The sequence below is a fragment of the Bacillus sp. SIMBA_031 genome (assembly GCF_046535225.1).
In the GTDB taxonomy this organism is placed as follows: Bacteria; Bacillota; Bacilli; order Bacillales; family Bacillaceae; genus Bacillus; species Bacillus velezensis.
In genome coordinates, this window is the sequence record NZ_JAWRXC010000068.1 from 1 (window position 1) to 355 (window position 355).

Consider the following 355-nt stretch of genomic DNA (forward strand, 5'->3'; position numbering starts at 1 on the left):
TAAAAAAAGACTATCTAAATAATAAAACATTTACCACCCAGTCAGATTATTTATATTCTATGGGTAATATAAAAAATAAGCTTACTACCTTTCCAGATGGAGGAACTGAGCGTATAAGCTTATCGTATCCATATGATTATAATGACCAAAGATTGATGAATGCGAATATGATTTCTATTCCTCTTTCAAAAGTTATTTCCAAGGGAGGGGACGATTATTCTCAGATTACAACAAAATATGATAATACTTCTCATTTAAATCCTACTTCTGTTGTTGAAATCAGCCAAGTTCAGCCACCTAATTACACTGTAGACAGTAAAACAATAATAAATTATACTACTTATGATACTAAAGG

Annotated in this window: 1 protein-coding gene; it reads left to right on the forward strand. The window is 30.1% G+C overall.

Annotated features, from left to right (window positions below; all coding sequences use genetic code 11):
• Positions 1 to 355 (forward strand): hypothetical protein (locus SB724_RS19535; protein ID WP_410572437.1); only part of this gene is annotated, 355 nt, incomplete at both ends.